Annotated in this window: 4 protein-coding genes and 1 pseudogene; 4 read left to right on the forward strand and 1 reads right to left on the reverse strand. The window is 73.9% G+C overall.

From position 1 onward, the window contains the following. The 3 genes and pseudogenes from ACFRMQ_RS35165 to ACFRMQ_RS35175 all read left to right on the forward strand — a co-directional run. Window positions 1-971 (forward strand): annotated as a pseudogene (locus ACFRMQ_RS35165) (SAM-dependent methyltransferase); the annotation flags it as partial. Window positions 972-1,045: 74 nt separating this feature from the next. After that, complete coding sequence (locus ACFRMQ_RS35170) at window positions 1,046-1,621, forward strand: hypothetical protein (RefSeq protein WP_380734863.1); 576 nt, start codon at window positions 1,046-1,048, stop codon at window positions 1,619-1,621. Beyond that, window positions 1,618-3,093: a serine/threonine-protein kinase gene (locus ACFRMQ_RS35175; RefSeq protein ID WP_380734864.1), complete on the forward strand. Its 1,476-nt coding sequence runs from the start codon at window positions 1,618-1,620 to the stop codon at window positions 3,091-3,093. The genes ACFRMQ_RS35170 and ACFRMQ_RS35175 overlap by 4 nt, the downstream gene beginning before the upstream one ends. 259 nt (window positions 3,094-3,352) lie before the next feature. Here the strand turns inward: ACFRMQ_RS35175 and glnA are convergent, their stop codons facing one another. Continuing rightward, on the reverse strand, window positions 3,353-4,765 hold the full coding sequence (glnA, locus tag ACFRMQ_RS35180; RefSeq protein ID WP_380734865.1) for a type I glutamate--ammonia ligase: 1,413 nt from the start codon (window positions 4,763-4,765) through the stop codon (window positions 3,353-3,355). A gap of 276 nt (window positions 4,766-5,041) precedes the next feature. On the opposite strand from glnA, the gene ACFRMQ_RS35185 reads away from it, so the two are divergent. After that, entirely contained in the window at window positions 5,042-5,509 is a 468-nt protein-coding gene (locus ACFRMQ_RS35185; protein ID WP_380734866.1) for an RDD family protein, read from the forward strand. The last annotated feature ends 62 nt before the right edge of the window (window positions 5,510-5,571 follow it).

Genomic DNA, 5,571 nt, shown 5'->3' on the forward strand with positions numbered 1-5,571 from the left:
GGGGGGCGGGCGGCCGCCCGGCCCCCCCCCCGCCGTACGGCATCCCGCTGCACCTGTGGGTGCTGCGCCGGCCGGCGGCCGGCGCGCCGCAGCCGCAGCGGCTGCTGGTGGTGGACGTCGCGGACCGCGAGCAGATCGGCCGGCAGGAGCTGCGCGGCACGGTGCTGGCGGACTGGCGGGCCTTCGACCGGCACGGCGAGCACCCCGACCGGCCCGGCGTCAGCAGCACCGTCGCGCTGGTGGACCTGCTGGACGACGACGTGGACGTCACCCCGGCCCGCCACCTGCCCTCGCGCGCGGCCGCCGACGGGGCCGGCCTGGCCGAGGCCCGCGAGGAGCTGACCGGCGCGCTGCGCCGCACCGTGGAGCTGGCCCCGCTGACCGGAGTGCCGGGCGGAGCGGCGCACTGGCCGATGACCAGCGTGGGTGAACTGGCCCGGGCGGGCGCGCTGGTGATGCGCACGGGCGGGAGCGGAGCGGGCCCGGCGGGCGGCCCGCCGGTGCTGACCGAGCACGACCTGGCGGCCGGCACCGCCCCCTCCGGGCAGCTGCCCGAGGGCGCGGAGGAGGAGCCGGTGCTGCTGCGGGCCGGGGACGTGGTGCTCCCGGTGCTCGGCCGCGGCACCGTGACCCGGGTGGTCGACGAGGCCACCGCCGGCGCGGCGCTCGGCCGCAACGTGCACCTGCTGCGTCCGGACCCGGACACCCTGGATCCGTGGTTCCTGGCTGGCTTCCTGCGCGGCAGCGCCAACAGCCGGCAGGCCAGCAGTTTCACCACCACCGCGACCCGGATCGACGTGCGCCGGCTGCGGGTGCCCCGGCTGCCGCTGGCCGAGCAGCACCGGTACGGTGAGCGGTTCCGCGCGGTGGCCGCCTTCGAGGAGGCGTCGCGGCTCGCGGCCCGACTGGGCGACCGACTGGTGCGGGGGCTCTACGACGGGCTGACCGACGGGACGGTCCGGCCGTACTGAGGCCGGACCCCGCCGGACCGTGTGAGAGCCCGTCGGTAGGCTGACCCGCGGATCCCGTCGACAGGAGCTGGCCCATGTACCCGACCGCGCCGCCGAAGCGGCCCGGCGTCCGCGTGTGGCGGGTGCTGCTGCGGATCGTGCTGGTGCTGGTGCCGCTGCTGAGCCTGGGCATGCTGGGCTGGGTGGCGCTGCTCTGGCTCGCGGTCGAGCACCGCCGGACGCGGGACTGGCTGGCGTTCGCCGCCGCGGGGGCGACGGGCGTGGGCGGACTGGCACTGGTCGGGCCGGACGGCGGCACCCACACCACGGCGGGGATGGTGCTGCTGCTCGGGACGGCGCTGGCGGTGCCGGCCTACTACCTGGCGGTGGAGCTGGGACCGCGCCCGGAGGCGGCCCCGCTGCCGTCGCAGCCCCACCCGTACCCACCGGTGCCCGGGTACGCGCCCGCACCGGTCGTGCGGCACCTGTCCCCGGTCCGAGACCCGTCCCCGGTCCGGTACCCGCCGGTCCAGGCTCCGCCGCCGGTCGGGCACCCGCCCGCCGTGCCGCCCGTGTTCCGGCCCGTCCCGGCGCGGCCCGACCGGATCGGCGAGGTGCGGGCCGGCCTGGACGAGCTGAGCGCCTACCTGGAGCGGGAGGACCACCGGTGACCGGCCGACTGCTGGCCGGCCGCTACGAGTTGGCCACCCTGGTCGGACGCGGCGGGATGGGCCAGGTGTGGACGGCGCGGGACCGGAACCTGGACCGCCAGGTGGCCGTCAAGCTGCTGCGACCGGACCGGGTGAGCGGGGCGGCGGAGTTCCAGGAGGTCCGGCGCCGGTTCGCCCGCGAGTGCCGGGTCACCGCCCGGGTCGACCACCCGGGCCTGGTGACCGTGCACGACGCGGGGAGCGACGGCGAGGACCTCTACCTGGTCATGCGGTACGTCCAGGGCGCCGACCTGGCCGACCACCTGGCCGAGCACGACCCCTACCCGTGGCCCTGGGCGGTCGCGGTGGCCGCGCAGCTCTGCCCGGTCCTGGCCGCCGTGCACGCGCTGCCCGCGGTCCACCGGGACCTGAAGCCGCGCAACATCATGGTCCGCGCGGACGGCACCCTGGTGGTGCTCGACCTCGGGGTGGCCTCCGTGCTGGACGCGGACACCACCCGGCTCACCCTGACCGGCTCGCCGATCGGCAGCCCCGCCTACATGGCGCCCGAGCAGGCGGTGGGCGGCGCGGTCGGGCCGGGCGCCGACCTGTACGCGCTCGGCGTGATCCTGCACGAACTGCTCAGCGGCAGCGTGCCGTTCCCGGCCACCACGCCGCTGGGGATGCTGCACCGCCACGTGTACGAGCCGCCGCCGCCGCTGCGCCGGCTGCGCCCCGAGGTGCCCGAGCCGCTGGAGGAGCTGGTGCTGCGGCTGCTCGCCAAGGACCCCGGGGACCGCCCGGCCGACGCGGCCGAGGTGCACCGGGCGCTGGCGCCGCTGCTGCCCGCGCCGGACGGGCGGCACGACGACGGGCCGGGGACGCCGATGGACCCCACCCGCCCGTTCCGCCGCCCGTACGCGCCCTGGCACCCGCAGGGGCGGTCCCGTCCGGTGGCGCCCCAGGCCCCGGCGGACCGGACGGAGGTCGCCGAGGCCGTCCGGGAGGCCAGGGAGCTGCTGGACCAGGGGATGATCACCCAGGCGGTCTCGGTGCTGGGGCGCGGCCTGGCGGTGGCCGCCGAGCTGCACGGCCCCGGCTCGCCCGTGGTGCGGATGCTGCGCAAGCAGTACGCGGCCACCCTGCTGGAGGACCGTCAGTTCGACGTCGCGCTCGGCCAGTTGCGGATGCTGACCGAGCAGGCCGAGCCCGACGAGCCGCAACTGGCGCGCTGGCAGGGCGAGGTGGGACTCTGCCTGGAGGAACTCGGCGACCGGGAGGGCGCCCTGGCCGAGTACCGGTACCTGCTGGCCCGGCTCGCCGACCGGGAGCCGGAGTTCGCCCTGGAGGTGCGCGGCCGGGTGGCCCGGCTCCTGCACGCCGCGGGGGACGGTGCGGGCGCGTCGGCGATGCGGGCGCGGGTGCTGGCGGACAGCGAGCGGCTCTACGGGCCGCACCATCCGGTGACGGTGCGGGCCCGGCAGGCCGGCTGAGCCGACCGGTCGGGCGGCGGGTGCCGGGCCGGGTACGGCGGCGACCCGCCCGGCGACGTCCGGCCGGACAACGCCGGCGGGGTGGACGGCCCATCGGCGGGCACGAGCGGTTCCCCTCGTGCCCGGTGTGCGCCACGGGGGCCGTCACGTTCCGTGCGGGCTGTGACGGCCCCGATGTGGCTCTGCCCGGCCGATCCGTCGTCGGCCGTCGGCGTCGCACCCCGGGAGGGCCTTGGCCGAGCGGCCCGTGGCGGCCGGTTCAGAGGTCGTAGTAGAGCTCGAACTCGTGCGGGTGGGGGCGGAGGGCGATGGGGGCGATCTCGTTGGTGCGCTTGAAGTCGATCCAGGTCTCGATCAGGTCCGGGGTGAAGACGTTGCCGGCGAGGAGGTACTCGTGGTCGGCTTCGAGGGCCTCCAGGACGGCCGGGAGGGAGGAGGGGACCTGGGGGACGTTGGCGTGCTCTTCGGGGGCGAGCTCGTAGAGGTCCTTGTCGACCGGCTCCAGGGGCTCGATCTTGTTGCGGATGCCGTCGAGGCCGGCCATCAGCATGGCGGCGAAGGCCAGGTAGGGGTTGGAGGACGGGTCCGGGGCGCGGAACTCGATGCGCTTGGCCTTGGCGTTGGAGCCGGTGATCGGGATGCGGATCGCGGCCGAGCGGTTGCGCTGCGAGTAGACCAGGTTGACCGGGGCCTCGAAGCCGGGGACCAGGCGGTGGTAGGAGTTCACCGAGGGGTTGGTGAAGGCCAGCAGCGAGGGGGCGTGCCGCAGCAGACCGCCGATGTAGTAGCGGGCGGTGTCGGAGAGGCCGGCGTAGCCCTGCTCGTCGTAGAAGAGCGGGGAGCCCTCGGTCCACAGCGACTGGTGGACGTGCATGCCCGAGCCGTTGTCGCCGAAGATCGGCTTCGGCATGAAGGTGGCGGTCTTGCCGTTGCGCCAGGCGACGTTCTTGATGATGTACTTGAACAGCATCAGGTCGTCGGCGGCGTGCAGCAGGGTGTTGAACTTGTAGTTGATCTCGGCCTGGCCGGCCGTGCCGACCTCGTGGTGCTGGCGCTCGATCTCCAGTCCGGCCCGTTCGAGTTCCAGCGACATCTCGGCGCGCAGGTCGGCGAAGTGGTCCACCGGGGAGACGGGGAAGTAGCCGCCCTTGTACTTGACCTTGTAGCCGCGCACGTCGCCCTCGGCGGCGCCGCTGTTCCAGGCGCCGGCCTCCGAGTCGATGTGGTAGAAGGACGCGTTGGCGCTGGTCTCGAAGCGGACCGAGTCGAAGACGTAGAACTCGGCCTCGGGCCCGAAGAACGCGGTGTCGGCGATGCCGGAGGAGGCGAGGTAGGCCTCCGCCTTCCTGGCGACGTTGCGCGGGTCACGGCTGTACGCCTCGCCGGTGACCGGGTCCTGGATGAAGAAGTTGATGTTGAGGTGCTTCTCGGCCCGGAAGGGGTCGAGCCTGGCCGTGGCGAGGTCGGGGACCAGCGCCATGTCGGACTCGTGGATGGCCTGGAAGCCGCGGATCGACGAGCCGTCGAACATCAGGGTCTCGGACGGGTCGAAGGTCGCTGCGGGTACGGAGAAGTGCTGCAGGACGCCGGGCAGGTCACAGAAGCGGACATCGATGAACTTCACGTCGTTGTCCTGGATGAACTGCTTCACTTCGGCGGCGTTGTTGAACATCCATCCTCCTCGGCTCGCGAATTTGGCTCACCATAGGAATGGGTCGTTTCCAGTCGGTGACCCGCTCGTTTCCTAGATGTTAACCAGGAGCGCCGAGCAGGGTGGCAAAGGTGTCCGGGACGGTACAAATCACCCTGCCGAGCTGGGCACCTTCCTGTGAGTGATCTGGACCACGTGGAAACCTCCGGAACGACGATTCACCCGGTCGGGGGTGATGCCCCGGGCCGGAGGGGAGGCGGTGGCAGCGGAAGCCGTCAGCCCGGTTAGTGTGGATTCGTGGACACCAGAGAAGCGTTGGGATCGTGGATCGACGGCCCCAAGGCCGCCGCCGAGAAGATGGGTACCGACTTCGGCTACCGCGGCGAACGCCTCGGGCTGCCCGAGGAGGGCCCCGGATCGATCGCGGGCCCCGGCCGGCGGATCGGCGCCCTGCTCGTGGACGGCTGGCTGGTCTCGCTGGTCTCGTACGGGCTGCTCGCCCACGGCGACCAGGGCGAGGCCAACCTGTGGACCAGCCCGCTGTTCTTCCTGGTCGCGGCCCTGCTGCTGTCCACCACCGGCACCACGGTCGGCAAGCGGCTGTTCGGCCTCCGGGTGGTCCGGCTGGACGGCGGCCGCGCGACCATCCCGCAGGTGCTGCTGCGCACCCTGCTGCTCTGCCTGGTGGTGCCGCCGCTGGTCTGGGACCGTGACACCCGCGGGCTGCACGACAAGGCGGTCGGCACCGTGGAGGTCCGGATCTGACCCGACCGGGGAAGGGCGTCCGGCCCGATCCCCGAGCAGGACCGAACGGCATCGGACAACAT

The sequence above is a fragment of the Kitasatospora sp. NPDC056783 genome (assembly GCF_042789895.1).
Classification (GTDB): domain Bacteria; phylum Actinomycetota; class Actinomycetes; order Streptomycetales; family Streptomycetaceae; genus Kitasatospora.

Coding starts and splice junctions, on each gene's coding strand:
- ACFRMQ_RS35170 (WP_380734863.1), top strand. CDS start 1,046: ATGTACCCGACCGCGCCGCCGAAGCGGCCCGGCGTCCGCGTGTGGCGG.
- glnA (WP_380734865.1), bottom strand. CDS start 4,765: ATGTTCAACAACGCCGCCGAAGTGAAGCAGTTCATCCAGGACAACGAC.